The organism is Streptomyces sp. NBC_00457, assembly GCF_036014015.1.
Classification (GTDB): domain Bacteria; phylum Actinomycetota; class Actinomycetes; order Streptomycetales; family Streptomycetaceae; genus Streptomyces.
Genome location: NZ_CP107905.1, coordinates 3,923,045 through 3,940,113 on the forward strand (window position 1 = coordinate 3,923,045; position 17,069 = coordinate 3,940,113).

At 69.1% G+C, this 17,069-nt stretch carries 14 protein-coding genes and 1 riboswitch; of the genes, 8 read left to right on the forward strand and 6 right to left on the reverse strand.

Translation table 11 applies throughout. The features are described 5' to 3' along the window. The first annotated feature begins 8 nt into the window (after window positions 1-8). The 8 genes from OG828_RS17610 to OG828_RS17645 all read left to right on the forward strand — a co-directional run bounded on the left by OG828_RS17610 (window position 9) and on the right by OG828_RS17645 (window position 9,820). Complete coding sequence (locus OG828_RS17610; RefSeq protein WP_328501678.1) at window positions 9-2,147, forward strand: carbon starvation CstA family protein; 2,139 nt, start codon at window positions 9-11, stop codon at window positions 2,145-2,147. Beyond that, a complete protein-coding gene (locus OG828_RS17615) occupies window positions 2,119-2,319 on the forward strand; it encodes a YbdD/YjiX family protein (protein ID WP_155060689.1) in 201 nt (66 codons plus the stop codon). The genes OG828_RS17610 and OG828_RS17615 overlap by 29 nt, the downstream gene beginning before the upstream one ends. Window positions 2,320-2,460: 141 nt before the next feature. After that, entirely contained in the window at window positions 2,461-2,715 is a 255-nt protein-coding gene (locus OG828_RS17620) for a DUF3311 domain-containing protein (RefSeq protein WP_210572364.1), read from the forward strand. Next, complete coding sequence (mctP, locus tag OG828_RS17625; RefSeq protein ID WP_328357209.1) at window positions 2,712-4,343, forward strand: monocarboxylate uptake permease MctP; 1,632 nt, start codon at window positions 2,712-2,714, stop codon at window positions 4,341-4,343. Before OG828_RS17620 ends, mctP begins: the two co-directional genes overlap by 4 nt. 121 nt (window positions 4,344-4,464) lie before the next feature. Further along, window positions 4,465-4,971, forward strand: coding sequence for a GNAT family N-acetyltransferase (locus tag OG828_RS17630; protein ID WP_328501679.1), 507 nt, complete (start codon window positions 4,465-4,467; stop codon window positions 4,969-4,971). Between the two features lie 53 nt (window positions 4,972-5,024). Next, window positions 5,025-5,153: riboswitch (cobalamin riboswitch) on the forward strand. A gap of 122 nt (window positions 5,154-5,275) precedes the next feature. Further along, the gene (locus OG828_RS17635) at window positions 5,276-7,624 is read left to right on the forward strand and encodes a ribonucleoside-diphosphate reductase subunit alpha (protein ID WP_328501680.1); all 2,349 of its coding nucleotides are present in this window, start codon (window positions 5,276-5,278) and stop codon (window positions 7,622-7,624) included. Further along, window positions 7,624-8,637: a ribonucleotide-diphosphate reductase subunit beta gene (locus OG828_RS17640; protein WP_328438632.1), complete on the forward strand. Its 1,014-nt coding sequence runs from the start codon at window positions 7,624-7,626 to the stop codon at window positions 8,635-8,637. The genes OG828_RS17635 and OG828_RS17640 overlap by 1 nt, the downstream gene beginning before the upstream one ends. A gap of 217 nt (window positions 8,638-8,854) precedes the next feature. After that, entirely contained in the window at window positions 8,855-9,820 is a 966-nt protein-coding gene (locus OG828_RS17645) for a GlxA family transcriptional regulator (RefSeq protein ID WP_328357221.1), read from the forward strand. Between the two features lie 4 nt (window positions 9,821-9,824). Here the strand turns inward: OG828_RS17645 and OG828_RS17650 are convergent, their stop codons facing one another. The 6 genes from OG828_RS17650 to OG828_RS17675 form a co-directional block, all read right to left on the reverse strand. Continuing rightward, entirely contained in the window at window positions 9,825-11,201 is a 1,377-nt protein-coding gene (locus OG828_RS17650; protein ID WP_328501681.1) for a bifunctional albaflavenone monooxygenase/terpene synthase, read from the reverse strand. Further along, complete coding sequence (gene cyc1 / locus OG828_RS17655; protein WP_328357227.1) at window positions 11,198-12,283, reverse strand: epi-isozizaene synthase; 1,086 nt, start codon at window positions 12,281-12,283, stop codon at window positions 11,198-11,200. Before cyc1 ends, OG828_RS17650 begins: the two co-directional genes overlap by 4 nt. Window positions 12,284-12,582: 299 nt before the next feature. After that, window positions 12,583-13,233 carry a peptide deformylase gene (def, locus tag OG828_RS17660; RefSeq protein WP_328501682.1) on the reverse strand — a complete coding sequence of 217 codons (651 nt, stop codon included), beginning with the start codon at window positions 13,231-13,233 and terminating at the stop codon, window positions 12,583-12,585. A gap of 126 nt (window positions 13,234-13,359) precedes the next feature. Then, window positions 13,360-14,340 carry a tetratricopeptide repeat protein gene (locus OG828_RS17665; RefSeq protein WP_328357233.1) on the reverse strand — a complete coding sequence of 327 codons (981 nt, stop codon included), beginning with the start codon at window positions 14,338-14,340 and terminating at the stop codon, window positions 13,360-13,362. A 113-nt stretch (window positions 14,341-14,453) separates the two neighbouring features. After that, entirely contained in the window at window positions 14,454-15,701 is a 1,248-nt protein-coding gene (locus tag OG828_RS17670; protein WP_328438633.1) for an HD-GYP domain-containing protein, read from the reverse strand. Further along, window positions 15,698-16,996 (reverse strand): HD-GYP domain-containing protein, encoded by a 1,299-nt coding sequence (locus OG828_RS17675; protein WP_328501683.1) that lies wholly within the window; start codon window positions 16,994-16,996, stop codon window positions 15,698-15,700. Before OG828_RS17675 ends, OG828_RS17670 begins: the two co-directional genes overlap by 4 nt. Window positions 16,997-17,069: the final 73 nt, after the last annotated feature.

The window sequence follows — 17,069 nt, forward strand, 5'->3', positions numbered from 1 at the left end:
GCGAGCCGGTGCGCACCGCGAACGTTCGAACGATCGTCATCTGGAGTCTTGTCGCGCTGGTCGGAGCCGTCGGCTGGGCGGTGCTCGCGCTGGCCAGGGGCGAGGACGTGTCCGCCGCCTGGATGGTCGCGGCGGCCCTCGGCTCGTACGCGATCGGCTACCGCTTCTACGCCAAGTTCATCGCGTACAAGGTGCTCAAGGTCGACAAGACCCGGGCCACTCCGGCGGAACGGCTGAACAACGGCATCGACTTCCACCCCACCGACCGCCGGGTCCTGCTGGGCCACCACTTCGCCGCGATCGCGGGCGCCGGCCCGCTGGTCGGGCCGGTCCTCGCGGCGCAGATGGGCTATCTGCCGGGCACGATCTGGATCATCGTCGGCGTCATCTTCGCGGGCGCGGTCCAGGACATGGTGGTGCTGTTCTTCTCCACGCGGCGGGACGGCAGGTCGCTGGGACAGATGGCGCGGGAGGAGATCGGCCCGTTCGGCGGCGCGGCGGCGCTGCTCGCCGCCTTCGCCATCATGATCATCCTGCTCGGGGTGCTGGCGCTGGTCATCGTCAACGCCCTCGCGCAGTCCCCGTGGGGCACCTTCTCCATCGCGATGACGATCCCGATCGCGCTGCTGATGGGCTTCTACCTGCGCGTACTGCGCCCCGGCCGGGTCGCCGAGGTCTCCCTCATCGGCGTCGCGCTGCTGCTCTTCGCACTGGTCTCGGGCCGCTGGGTCGCCGAGTCGTCGTGGGCCGACACCTTCACCCTCGCGCCCTCCACGCTGGTCATCTGGCTGGTGGCGTACGGCTTCATCGCCTCGATCCTGCCGGTGTGGATGCTGCTCGCGCCGCGCGACTACCTGTCCACGTTCATGAAGATCGGCACGATCCTGCTCCTCGCGCTCGGCGTCGTGATCGCGCTGCCGACGCTGAAGATGCCGGCGGTCACGGACTTCGCCTCGCGCGGTGACGGGCCGGTGTTCGCGGGCTCACTCTTCCCCTTCGTCTTCATCACGATCGCCTGCGGTGCCCTGTCCGGCTTCCACTCGCTCATCTCGTCCGGTACGACGCCGAAGATGATCCAGAAGGAGACGCAGGTCCGGATGATCGGCTACGGCTCCATGCTGATGGAGTCGTCGGTCGCGATCATGGCGCTGGTGGCGGCGAGCATCATCGACCCGGGCCTGTACTTCGCGATGAACGCGCCGTCCGGCGTCATCGGCACGACGGTGGAGAACGCCTCGCAGGTGGTGGGCAGTTGGGGCTACCAGATCACCCCCGCCGAACTCGCCAAGGCGGCCCAGGACGTGGAGGAGTCGACGCTGCTGTCCCGCACCGGCGGCGCACCCACGCTCGCCGTCGGGGTCTCGCAGATCTTCTCCGAGGTGACCGGCGGAAGCCTCAAGGCCTTCTGGTATCACTTCGCGATCATGTTCGAGGCGCTGTTCATCCTGACCGCGCTGGACGCCGGCACCCGCGTGGGCCGCTTCATGCTCCAGGACACCCTCGGCAACATCTACCGGCCGTTCAAGAACGTCAGCTGGAAGCCCGGCCTGATCATCACCAGCGCCATCGTGTGCGGGCTGTGGGGCTACTTCCTTTGGGTCGGCGTCCATGAACCCCTCGGCGGAATCAACCAGCTCTTCCCGATCTTCGGCATCTCCAACCAGTTGCTGGCCGCCGTCGCCCTGGCCGTCTGCACGACCCTGCTGGTGAAGTCGGGGCGTCTCAAGTGGGCCTGGATCACCGGCGTTCCGCTCGTCTGGGACGCGACGGTCACCCTGACCGCCAGCTGGCAGAAGGTGTTCTCCTCCGATCCGAAGGTCGGCTTCTTCAAGCAGCGCCAGGTGTTCCAGGACGCCATCGACCGGGGCGAGGTGCTGGCGCCCGCCAAGTCGATGGACGACATGCGCACCGTGGTCACCAACTCCACGGTGGACGGCGTCCTCACCGGGATCCTGGCGCTCCTGATCGTCGTCGTGATCGTCGACGCGACCCGCGTCTGCGTCCGGCACGTCCGCCGCCCGGCCCTGTCCACGCTGAGCGAGGCACCGTACGTCGAGTCCAAGATCGTCGCCCCGGCCGGGCTGATCCCGACCCGGGAGGAGAAGGAGGAGGAGCGCGATGCGGTCGGCAGTGGCACGGGCTCTTAGGGGCGTGCGCTGGTACGTGCGGGAGCTGACCGACGAGTCGGCGTACGACCGTTATGTCGCGCACGTACGGAAAGACCACCCTCAGGCCGAGGTGCCGTCCCGGCGTGACTTCGAGCGGATGCGCACGGACCGGCAGGAGGAGGACCCGCGCCAGGGCTTCCGCTGCTGCTGAACACGCCTGGTGAGCCCCCGAATGAGGATGCCCGGTGAGGATCGCGCCCGGAATGCGGACGAGGCCTTCCGCTTTCGCGACACCGTGACCTAGATTGCCTGCGCGTTACACAGGTGATCAGTGAGGGGACGGAGCCGGCGGATGTCACAAACATCGGAAGTGAACAGAGGGACGGTGACACCCGCCAGGGTCGTCATCGCGCTCTGCCTATTCGCGCCCTTCGTGGCGATGCTGTGGGTGGGTTCGTACGCGAAGGAAGACCCGGCCTTCATCGGCATCCCGTTCTTCTACTGGTACCAGATGGCCTGGGTGGTCCTCTCCACCGTGCTGACGATGGTCGCGTACAAGCTGTGGCAGCGTGACCAGCGGGCACGCAAGGGGGGTGCCGGAAAGTGAAGGACGGCGTGAACGGCGTCGCACTCGCCGTCTTCATCCTCTTCTTCGTGGCCGTCACGGTCATGGGCTTCTTGGCCTCGCGCTGGCGCAGGGCCGCGAACGACCAGACCCTGGACGAATGGGGCCTGGGCGGGCGCTCGTTCGGCACCTGGATCACCTGGTTCCTGCTCGGCGGCGACCTGTATACGGCGTACACCTTCGTCGCCGTACCGGCGGCGATCTACGCGGCGGGCGCGGCCGGCTTCTTCGCGGTGCCCTACACGATCCTCATCTACCCGATGATGTTCGTCTTCCTGCCGCGGCTGTGGTCGGTCTCGCACAAGCACGGCTACGTCACCACGTCGGACTTCGTCCGGGGCCGCTACGACTCCAAGGGGCTGTCACTGGCGGTCGCCGTCACCGGCATCCTCGCCACGATGCCGTACATCGCGCTCCAACTGGTCGGCATCCAGGCCGTCCTTGACGTGATGGGCGTCGGCGGCGGCGAGGACACCAACTGGTTCATCAAGGACCTGCCGCTGCTGATCGCCTTCGGCGTGCTGGCCGCGTACACGTACTCCTCGGGTCTGCGGGCGCCTGCGCTGATCGCGTTCGTGAAGGACGCGCTGATCTACATCGTCATCGCGGTCGCGGTCATCTACATCCCGATCAAGCTGGGCGGGTTCGACGACATCTTCGCCAAGGCGAGCGCCGCGTTCAGCCAGACCAACCCGGCGACGGGCGCGCCACGCGGTGCGACGGTCCCGGGCGACGCGACCCAGTGGACGTACGCCACCCTGGCCCTCGGCTCGGCGCTCGCGCTGTTCATGTACCCGCACTCGGTGACGGCCGTGCTCTCCAGCCGCAGCCGTGACGTCATCCGCCGCAACTCCACGATCCTGCCGCTGTACTCGCTGATGCTGGGCCTGCTCGGTCTGCTCGGCTTCATGGCGATCGCGGCCGGAATCAAGGTGGAGAACGGCCAGTTGGCGATCCCGCAGCTGTTCGAGACCATGTTCCCCGACTGGTTCGCGGGCGTGGCCTTCGCGGCGATCGGCATCGGCGCGCTGGTGCCGGCGGCGATCATGTCCATCGCGGCGGCCAACCTCTTCACCCGCAACATCTACAAGGACTTCATCAAGCCGGACGCCACACCGGCGCAGGAGACCAAGGTCTCCAAGCTGGTGTCCCTGCTGGTGAAGGTGGGCGCACTGGTCTTCGTCCTGACCATGGACAAGACGGTGGCGATCAACTTCCAACTGCTGGGCGGCATCTGGATCCTCCAGACCTTCCCGGCCCTGGTCGGCGGCCTCTTCACCCGCTGGTTCCACCGCTGGGCCCTGCTCGCCGGCTGGGCGGTCGGCATGATCTACGGCACGGTCGCCGCGTACGGCGTCGCCTCCCCGACCCAGGACCACTTCGGCGGCTCCAACAAGGAGATCCCCGGCATCGGCGAGATCGGCTACATCGGCCTCACGGCGTTCGTCCTGAACGTGCTGGTGACGGTCGTCCTCACCTTCGCCCTCAAGGCGATGAAGGCCCCCGAGGGCGTGGACGAGACAAGCCCGGAGGACTACACAGGCGAGGCGGGCGACCCGGGAGTCAAGACGGAACTGCCGCCGGCTACGGCGGCTGCAGCGCCCCATTAGGGGCGCGGGGCTGTATCGATTTGCGGCTCCGCCGCGTGGGCGCGACCAGCCACGACGAACCCGCAGCGGGCCGCCGAAATCAAGCACCACGGCGGCCCGCTCTTCATGCACACTCACCCGCATGGACATAGTGATCCGGCGCGTAGAACCCACCGAATACGGAACCCTCGGCGACATCACAGCCCAGGCCTACCTCCAGGACGGCCTCCTGACCTTCGGCGAGAGCGACTGGTACCTCGGTGAGCTGAAGGACGTGGCGAAGCGCGCCGCCGCGGCCGACGTTCTCGTAGCCACACAGGGCGACCAACTCCTCGGCGGAGTCACCTTCGTCCCCTCCCCCGGCCCCATGGCCGAACTCGCCCGCCCCGGAGAGGCGGAGATCCGCATGCTGGCCGTGGCCCGGGCGGCCCGCGGAAGGGGCGCCGGAGAGGCCCTCGTCCGCGCGTGCGTCGAGCGGGCGAAAGCGACGGACGGCTGCACCGGCATGGTCCTGTCGACCCAGCCCTCGATGCACGCAGCCCACCGCATCTACGAACGTCTCGGCTTCACCCGAGCCCCGGAACGCGACTGGAACCCGATCCCGGAGCAGCCCGAGTTCACTCTCCTCACTTATCAGTTGACGCTCTGAAGCCGACCGCGACACAACATGTAGGGGTGTCACCGGAGCCGGGCACAAGATGTATGCTCATGCTCGCTGTCGCCGCAGGGGAATCCGGTGCGAATCCGGAACTGTCCCGCAACGGTGTACTCATGCGTGTTCATACACGTATGGGAGTCAGTCCGAGGACCTGCCGACAGCGCGCCCGGCCACCCGGCCGGTGCGCCCGACGTCCGGGCCTCGTGGAATGGGCCGGTGGGCGCGACGCCATGTGCGCTCGTGTGCTGCCCCCTGCCCTCCGCAAGGCCCCGTGCCGAGCGAGGGAGAGCCCCACGTGACCATCGCGCCAGCCGAACCGGCCTCAGCGATCCAGGACACCGACGGTCCGGGAACCGCACTGCTGCGGACCCTGACCGAGCTGACCGCCGACCTCCCCGACGCCGACCCCGGCCGGGTCGCCGCCGCCGCGCTGCGCGGCAGGTCGGCCCGGGCGGACGAGTCGGAGTTGCGCGAGCTGGCCACCGAGGCCGCGGCCGGCCTCATCTCGGAGGACCCCGTGTACTCCCGGCTGGCCGCCCGTCTCCTGACGATCGGCATCGCCGCCGAGGCGGCCTCGCAGGGTGTCACGTCGTTCTCCGAGTCGGTCGCCGTCGGCCATCGCGAGGGCCTCATCGCCGACCGCACCGCCGAGTTCGTACGGCTGCACACGGCCCGCCTGGACCACCTGATCGACCCTGCGGCCGACGACCGCTTCGGCTACTTCGGCCTGCGCACCCTGCACAGCCGCTACCTCCTCCGGCACCCCATCACCCGCAAGGTGATCGAGACGCCCCAGCACTTCATGCTCCGGGTCGCCGCAGGTCTGGCCGAAGACGACACCGCCCGCTCCGTCGACGAAGTCGCCGCGCTCTACGGGCTGATGAGCCGCCTCGACTACCTCCCCTCCTCCCCCACCCTCTTCAACTCCGGCACCCGGCACCCCCAGATGTCGTCCTGCTACCTCCTCGACTCACCCAAGGACGAGCTGGACTCCATCTACGACCGCTACCACCAGGTGGCCCGCCTCTCGAAGCACGCCGGCGGCATCGGCATCGCCTACTCCCGCATCCGCGCCCGCGGTTCACTGATCCGCGGCACGAACGGGCACTCCAACGGCATCGTCCCGTTCCTGAAGACCCTGGACGCCTCGGTCGCCGCCGTGAACCAGGGCGGCCGGCGCAAGGGCGCGGCGGCGGTGTACCTGGAGACCTGGCACTCCGACATCGAGGAGTTCCTGGAGCTGCGCGACAACACCGGTGAGGACGCCCGCCGTACGCACAATCTGAACCTGGCGCACTGGGTCCCGGACGAGTTCATGCGCCGGGTCAACGCGGACGGCGTGTGGTCCCTCTTCTCCCCCGCCGACGTGCCCGAACTGACCGACCTGTGGGGCGAGGAGTTCGACGCCGCGTATCAGAAGGCGGAGGCCGCGGGGCTCGCGCGCAAGACCATCCCGGCCCGTGATCTGTACGGCCGCATGATGCGCACCCTCGCGCAGACCGGCAACGGCTGGATGACCTTCAAGGACGCCGCCAACCGCACCGCCAACCAGACCGCCGAGCCCGGCCATGTCGTCCACTCCTCCAACCTCTGCACGGAGATCCTGGAGGTCACGGACGACGATGAGACGGCGGTGTGCAACCTGGGGTCGGTCAACCTCGGCGCGTTCGTGAACGACGGGGACATCGACTGGGAGCGGCTGGACGAGGCCGTCCGCACCGCCGTCACCTTCCTCGACCGCGTCGTCGACATCAACTTCTACCCGACCGAGCAGGCGGGCCGGTCCAACGCCAAGTGGCGTCCCGTGGGCCTCGGCGCGATGGGCCTCCAGGACGTCTTCTTCAAGCTGCGCCTGCCCTTCGACTCACCCGAGGCCAAGGCCCTCTCCACCCGCATCGCCGAGCGCATCATGCTGGCTTCGTACGAGGCCTCCGCCGACCTCGCCGAGCGCAACGGCCCCCTCCCCGCCTGGCAGAAGACCCGTACCGCCAAGGGTGTCCTGCACCCCGACCACTACGACGTCGAGCTGACCTGGCCCGAGCGCTGGGCGGCCCTGCGCGAACGCATCGCCGAAGTCGGCCTGCGCAACTCGCTGCTCCTGGCCATCGCGCCCACCGCCACCATCGCGTCCATCGCCGGTGTGTACGAGTGCATCGAGCCGCAGGTCTCCAACCTCTTCAAGCGCGAGACCCTGTCCGGCGAGTTCCTCCAGGTCAACTCGTACCTGGTGAACGAACTCAAGGCACTCGGCGTCTGGGACGCCCGCACCCGCGAGGCGCTGCGCGAGGCGAACGGCTCGGTGCAGGACTTCGCCTGGATCCCCGAGGACGTACGGCGGCTCTACCGCACGGCGTGGGAGATCCCGCAGCGCGGACTGATCGACATGGCCGCCGCCAGAACCCCCTTCCTGGACCAGTCCCAGTCCCTGAACCTCTTCCTGGAGACGCCGACCATCGGAAAGCTCTCCTCGATGTACGCGTACGCCTGGAAGTCCGGGCTGAAGACGACGTACTACCTGCGCTCCCGCCCGGCGACCCGCATCGCCCGCGCGGCACAGGCGACGCTCCCCGTCCAGCAGGTGACCTCTGAAGACGCCGTCGCCTGCTCCCTGGAAAACCCCGAGTCCTGCGAGGCCTGCCAGTAATGACCACCCGTAACCAGCATCTCCTCGACCCGGGCTTCGAGCTGACCCTGCGCCCCATGCGCTACCCCGACTTCTACGAGCGCTACCGGGACGCCATCAAGAACACCTGGACCGTGGAGGAGGTCGACCTCCACTCGGACGTCACCGACCTCGCCAAGCTCACGCCCGACGAACAGCACCTGATCGGCCGACTCGTCGCCTTCTTCGCGACGGGTGACTCGATCGTCGCCAACAACCTGGTGCTGACGCTCTACAAGCACATCAACTCCCCCGAGGCGCGCCTGTATCTCTCAAGGCAGCTCTTCGAGGAGGCCGTCCACGTCCAGTTCTATCTGACGCTGCTGGACACCTACCTCCCCGATCCGGAGGACCGGGCCGCCGCGTTCGACGCCGTGGAGAACATCCCGTCCATCCGCGAGAAGGCCGGGTTCTGCTTCAAGTGGATCAACGAGGTCGAGAAGCTGGACCGCCTGGAGACGCAGGCCGACCGGCGCCGCTTCCTGCTCAACCTCATCTGCTTCGCGGCGTGCATCGAGGGCCTGTTCTTCTACGGGGCCTTCGCGTACGTCTACTGGTTCCGCAGCCGGGGTCTGCTGCACGGCCTGGCGACCGGCACCAACTGGGTGTTCCGCGACGAGACGATGCACATGTCCTTCGCGTTCGACGTGGTCGACACGGTCCGCAAGGAGGAGCCGGAGCTCTTCGACGACCAGCTCGAGCAGCAGGTCACCGACATGCTGAGGGAGGCCGTCGAGGCCGAGCTGCAGTTCGCGCGCGACCTGTGTGGTGACGGCCTCCCGGGGATGAACACGGAATCGATGCGGCAGTACCTGGAGTGCGTCGCCGACCAGCGACTCAGTCGCCTCGGTTTCGCTCCGGTGTACGGCTCCGAGAACCCCTTCTCCTTCATGGAGTTGCAGGGGGTTCAGGAACTCACCAACTTCTTCGAGCGGCGTCCTTCGGCGTACCAGGTGGCGGTGGAGGGCACCGTCGACCTGGACGAGGACTTCTGAGTCTTCCGTTCCGCCTCCCTCAGTTGTCGGTCGATCCGGCGGTCGTGGAGCGCCCCCACGATCGCCGGACCGCCGAGGAGGGAGAAGAGAATCACGAGGGCCATGAGTTCGAGGAATGTGTTCATGCGGTAAGTCTCGTACTGGCATGACACTCCTGACAGTGGCAGGACTGTCATGCACCCTCGAATTACTGCCACGGCGGTGGCACACTGGCAGCATGCTGAAGAACGTGGCCGTCGCCCTGCTCGACGGAGTTCACCCCTTCGAACTCGGTGTGGTCTGTGAGGTCTTCGGCCTCGACCGCAGCGACGAGGGGCTGCCGGTGTACGACTTCGCGGTCGTCTCGGCGGAAGGACCCGCGCTGCGCACCCATGTCCCCGGGTTCACGGTCTCCACGCCGTACGGGCTCGAGCGGCTCGACGAGGCGGATCTGATCGCCGTACCGGCGGGAAGCGACTACATCGGCCGGGACTATCCGGACGAGCTGCTCGACGCCCTGGTCAGGGCCACGGACCGGGGCGCCCGGGTGCTCAGCGTCTGCTCCGGCGTCTTCGTCCTCGGTGCCGCCGGGCTGCTCGACGGGCGGCGGTGCGCGGTGCACTGGCGGCAGGCGGACGAATTGGCCCGGCGCTTCCCGCGCGCGATCATCGAGCCCGATGTGCTGTACGTCGACGAGGACCCGGTGATCACCTCGGCGGGCACGGCCGCCGGCATCGACGCCTGTCTGCACATCGTGCGCAAGGACGAGGGGCCGGAGGTCGCCAACGCCATCGCCCGGCGCATGGTCGTACCGCCGCACCGGGACGGCGGGCAGGCCCAGTTCATCGAGCGACCGCTGCCCCGGTCGCAGTGCGACACGGTCGGTGAGGTACTGGTGTGGATGGAGGAGCATCTCGACGAGGAGGTCACCGTCGAGCAGCTCGCCGCGCGGGCGCACATGTCGCCGCGCACCTTCGCCCGCCGCTTCCAGCAGGAGACCGGCACGACTCCCTACCGCTGGATCCTGCGCCAGCGCGTGCTGCTCGCCCAGCGGTTGCTGGAGGCGACGGACGAGACGGTGGACGCGATCGCGGCCCGCACCGGGTTCGGTACCGCGGCCGCGCTGCGCCATCAGTTCGTACGGTCGGTCGGGACCACCCCGCAGGCCTACCGGCGGACATTCCGGGGCCCCGAAGCGGCCTGACGCATCACCTCGCCACGGGCCTCAGCAGCAGTCGCTGCGGGCGCAGCGTGATGCCCACCCGCGTGCCGTCGTCGGAGCCCCGCACTTGCTCGAAGCGGTACTTGGTGGCCAGTGCCGCCGTGACCAGCGTCAGCTGGGCCATCGAGAAGTGGTCGCTGGGGCACTTGCGGTTGCCGACGCTGAAGGGGCTCATGGCGTACTTCGGCACTTCCTTGACCCGCTCGGGCAGCCAGCGGTCCGGGTCGAACTCCAGGTTGTGCCCATACGAGAGCGGATCGCGCTGGATCGCGTACGGGCTGTACACGATGTCGGCCCCGGCCGGAATGCGGTAGCCACCGAGTTCCGTGTCGGTCACCGCCCGTCGCGTCAATATCCATACGGCTGGGCGCAAACGCATGGCTTCGACGACGACATTGTTGGTGTGCCTGAGCTTACGGACGTCGTCGAATGCGACGGGCCGGCCGCCGGTCACGGATTCGACCTCCGCCTTCACCTTGTCCGCGTGTTCGGGTTGTTCCGCGAGCATGTGCAGCAGCCACATGATCGTGGACGCCACTGTTTCGCTGCCGGGGGTGAGTATCGCGACGACCTGGTCGTGGATCTCCTGTTCCCCGATGGGGTCGCCATTGTCGTCCTTCGCCTCCAGCAACGCCGTGAGCAAATCGTCCGGCCTTTGACCAGATGCCCGGCGTTCGGCGACGATCTCGTCGACCAGGAGATGCAAATCGGCCAGCGCCCGGTTGAATTTGCGGTTGGGCGGCAGAGGCAGCCGGTAGAGCGGTCCCAGCGGGACGACCATCCTCCGGTACATCCCACGGAACACGGTGGCGAGCGCGACACACAGCCGCTCCGCCCGCTCGTCCATGTAATCGCCACGCAGCAGACAGCGGGCGGCGATCCGCACCGCGATCCGGAAGGACTCGGACGTGCAGTCGATGGTCTCGCCGGGCTGCCAGCGCTCGGTCAGCCCATGCGCCTCCTCCTCCATGATCGGCCCGTACGCCGGGATGGCGTCGAGCCGGAAGGCGGGCTGGATGGTGCGGCGCTGACGCCGGTGCCGCGGGCCGTTCGCGGTGGCCACGCCCTCCTTGCCGAGCAGGCCTTCGAGCGACTCCCACAGCGGGCCGTCGATCTTGAAGTCGGGGCTCAGGGCCAGCGCTCCGGTGAGCGCCGGGGTGGTGACGGCGTAGACCGTCTTCGGGCCGAGCTTCAGCCGGACGACGTCGCCGTGCTCGCGCAGCCGGGCCATGAAGGCCAGCGGGTCGCGGACCAGTTTGAGGCCATGGCCGAGACCAGGGACCCCACCGCCCGCCAGGGGCGGCTCACGCAGCTCCGATGCCTCATGGTCCGGGGCTTCGGGCTTCACGGACTCGACGGTCATTTCTCACCTGCCGCTTCGTTGTCGACGTACGGGGGCGTGGACCGGTCGTCCCAGGAGTCGACCCGGTAGCGGCCGGACTCGTGGTGGAACCAATAGACCGTGCTGAACCAGTTCCGCATATTGCCGACGCAGGCCCGCACGGCGGCGCTCAATTCCTTTCCCCGCACCGTTCCGTCGTCGAGCCCGTCGGCGAAACGCAGGGCCTTCTTTTCGACGGCCAGGAATTCGGAGACGCATCCCTCTACGCGTCGCCGCACTTCCCTGATCGCCGCTTCCAGTGTCATCCCCTCATGCTTGATGAGACTGATTCCGAGATTGTGGACCTCATCGCCCGCGATTTCCTTGGGCAACGAACAGAGGTCGTTGTACCAGGCGGCGAATTCCTGGCTCAGCAGGGCCGCCCGGCGGTATACCGGGTGCTTCCGCACGGTGTCCGGCAGTTCCTGTCCCGCGCTCGGTTCCAGCAGATCCGTCCAGATCCAGTGCGCGAAAGTGAGGCGGCGCAGTGCGAGATATTCCTCGACCGTCGGGACGACTCCCTCGGTACGGTTGCGGAATTCCCGGTCGTACGCCTCGATCACCGCGTGGAAGTGCCGGGCGAATCGCGCGTTCCAGGTTTCGGGCAGGAACGAGTACAACCGCACCATGCTGTCCGCGAACCCCGCGACCAGGGGGTCCTCGTGGTGCAGATGGTCCTCGGGGGAATCGAGGGCCGTATGCAACCGGAACCTCAGCTGCCGCCAAGCGGCCGGCCGGCCGTGCACGATGTCGCGGTCGTGCCGGTCGTCCCAGACGAAGAACCACGCGCTGTAGTCCGCAATCGCCTGGAGGACGTCCTCGGGGGCGCCAATGTAGTAGCCCGCCATGAGGTCCGTGTAGCACAAGCCGTCGGCATATTCCTCCACCTTGTCCGCCGGCATGAGCCTTTTTTCCAGTAGCCAGGTGCGGGTCTTCTCCTGGAGCCTGGGCCAATACGGATGGAGTTGCCTGGGAAACGCTGCCTCGATCACCGGTAGAGAGAGCGATGGTGGGACCGCGACCGCCGTCGGTGTCGATGTGGTGCTGTGCGAGAAAGCATGCACGAACAAACCCCTCTCAGCCGCCAGTTGCACACACCCCTCCCGCCGTGCCGGGCGTGCGCCGTTGCGTATCCCCGCACTTCCATTCAGCACCACAACTGACCGATCTGGGAACGCATATGCTCCATTCACTACCCCACGGTGCCGAGAACGTCCCCTTGTGTGACTGAATATGGGTCACCGGCTGCACGCATACGATCGAATGTGCGACGGACATGCGAACGGCGCCTGGTCAGGAAGAGGACCCTGAACAGGCGCCGTACGGAAGGGAGTTGTGGGGCTCCAGTGGCCCCCGGCCGACTTCAGTCGTTCGCGACCACGGGGTAGCGGGGCTCGTTCTCGGCCATCTGCCGCAGCGCGTCCTTGCGTTCGCGCTTGGAGAGCCGGTCGATGTAGAGGTACCCGTACAGATGGTCCGTCTCGTGCTGCAAACACCGGGCGAAGTAGCCGGTGCCGCGCACCTTGATCGGGTTCCCCTGCTCGTCCTGACCGGTCACCTCGGCGTAGTCGGGCCGGGCGAGCGGTGCGTAGGCCGTCGGCACCGACAGACAGCCCTCGTTGCTGTCGTCCAGCCGACGCTGCTCGGCGGGCAGCTCGACCAGCTTCGGGTTGCAGACCACGCCCACGTGCCGGACGCCCTGGTCGTCCTGGCAGTCGTAGACGAAGACCTTCAGGTCGACGCCGACCTGGTTGGCGGCCAGGCCCACACCCTCGGCGGTCCGCTGCGAGGCGAACATGTCCGCGATCAGCTGCTGGAGCTCCTCGCTGAAGTCGGTGACGTCCCTGCACTCCTTGTGCAGCACCGGATTCCCGACGACGGTGATCGGACGCGAGGAGCCACGCTCACGCCAGGCGCTCTCGCGCTCCTCCGCGTCCTCGGTGTCGACGACAAACCCCTCGTCATCCACGGGAAGCACGCCCGCGTGCTGCTGCTCGGTGTCCTGCTGGGCCATGACCGACGATGCCTTCCTAAAACCAAACAAGCGTGAAGTTGCGGATACAGGGTACGTGGACGCGCCCCGTCAGGGGCGCGGGGAACTGCGCGACCAGCCACAACGGACCCGCAGCCGACCAACGACCTAGCAGACCTCTTCCAAATCCCGCCAGTCCCGAGAATCCGGGCTATCGGCAACCCACCCGTCCAACAGCCCCCGAACCAGCGAAGCCGGCGCAGCCACCCCGCACTCCCGCTCCGGCACCCACAACTGCCCATCCGTCCGATGCCCCAGCGGCCCAGGATGCCCCGGCTCACTGTGATCATGCGGATCCAGATGCTCCCCGTCACCCTCATCCGACGGCATCCGAGACTCCGAGCACATCCGACACAGCAACCGCACCGAAGACGACCAGTCCTCCGCAGCGAACCCCGCGTCCGCAGCCAACTGCTCCAACGCATCCCGGTCGGCCTCGCTGGCCGCCTCCAGCAGCACCACCCACGTCGGCACCGGCGACGGCGCCCACAGCTCGATCTCGTCGAACACGGGATACGCATGCCCCGCGGCGATGGTCCGCTCGCCATGCGGAACCCCGTCGTGCAGCACGACCTCACCCCAGCGCCGCCCCGACGACGGCAGCGGAATGGACAGCACCTCGATGCGCGCGGGATCGAGCCGCCGCCCCCACACCACCTCGGCCTCGCCCTCCGGCGACAGCCGTACGGCCGCACTGCCCAGGTCCATCCCGACGGGCTCCCCGGCAGCGCCGGGACCGCCCGGCACGCGCAGCCCGTACGCCTGCCAGGCACGGCGGGCCAGCGGCCAGTCCTGGAGCGCGGTGGCGGCGATGCCGACGTTCCACCAGTCAGGTGCCCCGGTCTCCCGGTCGAGCAGCGCGACGGCCCTGAGACCCGCGGCCCGCGCCTGCTCCCAGTCGTGCCGGAATTTGTGCAGCAGGGCCAGGTTGAACCAGGACTCGGAAAGCCAGGGCTCCAGATCGGCGGCCCGTGTCAGCAGCGCGCCCGCGTCCTCGTACCGACCGTCCCCGATCAGCGTGAACGCACGGTCGGTGGCCTGCCGCCAGGAGGCGGAGGGCCGGTGCCGTCCCTTGCCGAAGATCCTCACGATTCCCGCCTGCCAGTTCCGTGGAGTGGGCTGGCTGTGCCTTTCGCGCCCCCGGACACCCTCTCCTGCGCATCAAACCACGTACGGCTGGAGGGGCGCTCATTACCCATGGGTTACCCAGCCCCGGGCAGGGTCAGACAGTCCTTGGCCAGCACACGGGCCAGCGACTCGACCACCTCGGGTGCGTAGTCCCCGGCGGTCGCGAGCCGCAGCTCCTCCAGGGCCCGCAGCGGCCCGCCGGGACCGGCGTCCCGGGCCTTCTCCTCGTAGGCGTTGACCGCCCGTACGATCCGTGCGGCCACGGGCTGCTCCCGGCAGGGGTCGGCCTGCCGCTCCACGACCGTGGCGACCTGCGGGCTCACCCCGGTCTGCCGTACGACGGCCCCGCCGAGCAGGGCGATCCGCCGCTGCTCGGACGGCGGGAGCGCGGCGGTGGCGCCGGCCGGGACGGGGTCGACGAGGCTGAGCTGACCGATGTCGTGCATGAGTGCCGCGTACTCCAGGACGGTGAGGTCGGGCCCGGACAGCCCCATGTCGCGCCCTACCGCCCGGCTGAGCGCGGCCACCCGCCGGGCATGCCCCGCGGGGGTGTATCCGGCGATCTCGGTGGCGCGGGCGAGGGAGGCGATGGTCTGCCGGTAGGTGGTGCGGACGGCGGCGTAGCGCCGGAAGGAGAGCTGGGTGAGCAGCAGCGGCAGCGAGAAGACGGGCAGCGCCCACAGCCCCACGACGGCCACCGCGAGCGCCATCACCGCCCCGGTCGCGCACACCGCTGACCCGATCCCGAGCAGGCCCCGCAGCTCGTCCCGCAGCAGCGGCCCGAAGGGCCATCCGGTGCGGGAGTGCGCGAGGGCCGCGGCGAGGACGGCGTCGCACAGCGCGGTGAGCGTGAGCAGCGCGACGAGCAGCAGGGCGTACGCGGGTCCCGCGCCCTTGCCGAACGCGCCCTGGTTGTACAGGGGTTGGAAGCAGAAGGCGGCGAAGGCGACGGTCAGGATGCGCCGGGCCAGATGATCGGCCGTCGACCCCTGTCCCCGCGCGATGTGCGGCACGCTCCCGACGAGCGAGGCGGCGAGCACGACGGTGACGACCTGCGGGACTCCGTGTTCGGTGGCCCGTCCCGCGTCCTCCCCGAGCAGCGCGTACGCGAGCGCCCCCGCAGCCCCGAGCGGCGCGGACTCCCTGGCCTCGGCCCCGCTCCACCGGGCGAGTTCACCGAGGGCGACCAGGACGGCGAAGGCGAGGGCGACGCAGGGGTCGTCGAGGCCGGTCCAGAGGGTGTGTGCGAGGGAGGCGGCGGCGAGACAGAGCGCGCAGGCGTGGATGAGGGGCACCAGCGGCCGCCGGCGTGCGACGCTCATCGCCGCGCTCCCAGGCGGCTCTCGGCGGGCGGAGTGACGCGTGGTTCCTCGCCCGCGGTGACCGCCGGGCGCCAGCCATGTCGGCCCAGGGCCCGGACCAGCGCCTCGACCATCCGGGGGTCGAACTGCGCTCCCGCGCACCGCCGCAGCTCCTCCAGCGCGACAGCGACCGGCCTGGCCCGCCGGTAGGACCGCGTGGACGTCATCGCGTCGAAGGCGTCGGCGACCGCCACCACCCGCGCGCACTCCGGGATCTGGGTGCCCACCAGCCCGTACGGATATCCGCTCCCGTCCAGCCGCTCGTGATGGTGCAGCACCGCCGCCCGCGCCTCGCCGAGGAAGGCGATCCCGCGCACCATCTCGTGGCCGTACTCCGGATGCAGCTCGATGACCCGCCGCTCCTCGGGAGTCAGCGGCCCGTCCTTGCGCAGCAGCCGCGTCGGCACGCCCAACTTCCCCACGTCGTGCAGGATTCCGGCGAACCGCAGGACTTCGACGCGTTCGTCGTCCATCCCCAGCTCACGCGCGATCATCGTCGACGCCTGCCCGACCCGCTCGCTGTGCCCGCGCGTGTACTCGTCCTTGATGTCGACGGCCTGCACCAGCGCCCGGATGGTCGCCTGATGCGCCGCCCGCTCCCGGTGGTACTGCGCGAACACCCAGGCCGACACGCACATCGGCAGCAGCACCAGCAGCGCGGCGAACGGCCCATACGGGCTGCGCCACAGGACGGCCATCATCAGCCCGGCGAGGCCGTGGACGCCGATCGGCGCAAGGGATCGTAGGAACAGACCACGCCAGGCCTGCCGTACGGGCACGCGCTCGGCGAGGGCCAGGATCCCGCCGTCCAGCACGCTGAGCACCAGGCAGAACGCGAGCACCGCGGCCAGGGCGGGCAGCAGCGCGTACGGGAAGTCGGATGCCACGACCGCGTCCCGGCCGCCCAGCGCCCAGTGGACGCGGGCCGCCGCCCAGACGGCGACGACGAGTTCGGCCGCCCGCCAGATCCGCCGCGGCGTCCGGGGCCGGCCCGCTACGGGGGACAGCAGCGCTCCGGGCACCGCGACCAGCGCGGCGGCGGGCGGCGGCAGCAGAAAGGCCCCGGCCAGCAGGACGGGATAGAAGGTGCCGAGGGCCCGCCACCGGGTGATCTGCTCGCATCCGGCGTAGAGCGCGGCGAGCAGCGCGACCGCCCACCAGGGCGTGTGCAGGGACGGCAGCGGGAGGAGGCAGAGCAGCGCACCGAGGGCTACGCAGGCGACGTACGCGCGTGCCCGCGCTGGTACCGCCTCCATGACGTCCCTCCCCGACCGTGCCCGTACCGGCTCAGGAGCCTAGGGCGGCGGGTGGGACGGCCGCGGGTCGATG

Bases quoted from the DNA above. Each gene is read 5' to 3' on its own strand.
- OG828_RS17615 (WP_155060689.1), top strand. From the start codon at position 2,119: ATGCGGTCGGCAGTGGCACGGGCTCTTAGGGGCGTGCGCTGGTACGTG.
- OG828_RS17620 (WP_210572364.1), top strand. From the start codon at position 2,461: ATGTCACAAACATCGGAAGTGAACAGAGGGACGGTGACACCCGCCAGG.
- OG828_RS17630 (WP_328501679.1), top strand. From the start codon at position 4,465: ATGGACATAGTGATCCGGCGCGTAGAACCCACCGAATACGGAACCCTC.
- OG828_RS17640 (WP_328438632.1), top strand. From the start codon at position 7,624: ATGACCACCCGTAACCAGCATCTCCTCGACCCGGGCTTCGAGCTGACC.
- OG828_RS17645 (WP_328357221.1), top strand. From the start codon at position 8,855: ATGCTGAAGAACGTGGCCGTCGCCCTGCTCGACGGAGTTCACCCCTTC.
- OG828_RS17650 (WP_328501681.1), bottom strand. From the start codon at position 11,201: ATGACCGTCGAGTCCGTGAAGCCCGAAGCCCCGGACCATGAGGCATCG.
- def (WP_328501682.1), bottom strand. From the start codon at position 13,233: ATGGCCCAGCAGGACACCGAGCAGCAGCACGCGGGCGTGCTTCCCGTG.
- OG828_RS17670 (WP_328438633.1), bottom strand. From the start codon at position 15,701: ATGAGCGTCGCACGCCGGCGGCCGCTGGTGCCCCTCATCCACGCCTGC.
- OG828_RS17675 (WP_328501683.1), bottom strand. From the start codon at position 16,996: ATGGAGGCGGTACCAGCGCGGGCACGCGCGTACGTCGCCTGCGTAGCC.